This window comes from Adlercreutzia sp. DFI.6.23, from assembly GCF_024462535.1.
GTDB classification, from domain to species: Bacteria; Actinomycetota; Coriobacteriia; order Coriobacteriales; family Eggerthellaceae; genus Adlercreutzia; species Adlercreutzia rubneri.
Genome location: NZ_JANGBP010000793.1, coordinates 1 through 288 on the forward strand (window position 1 = coordinate 1; position 288 = coordinate 288).

1 protein-coding gene is annotated in these 288 nt (G+C 62.5%); it reads left to right on the forward strand.

The window, feature by feature from the left end; genetic code table 11:
- Positions 1–261: glycosyltransferase (locus tag NE591_RS15495; protein WP_305145286.1), on the forward strand; the 261-nt coding region annotated here is incomplete at its 5' end.
- Between the last annotated feature and the right edge of the window lie 27 nt (positions 262–288).

A 288-nucleotide genomic window follows, 5' to 3' on the forward strand; every position in this document is an offset into this window, starting at 1 on the left:
CTCGTTGCCAAGCCGGTGCTGTTCGTTCCGTCGCCCAACGTGGCCGAGGATCATCAGACCAAAAACGCCCGGGCGCTGGAGACGAAGGGCGCGGCGGTGGTCGTTCCGGACGCCGAGTGCCGGACGAAGGCGATGCCGCGGGCCGTGGAGCTGCTGGCGGATCGGGAGACGCTGGCGGCGATGAGCCGCAATCTGGAGGCGCTGGCCAGGCCCGACGCCGCGGAAGATATTGTCAATGAGATTGTAAAGGTAATGAAGTGATGGAATACAAGAACGTCTATTTTCTGG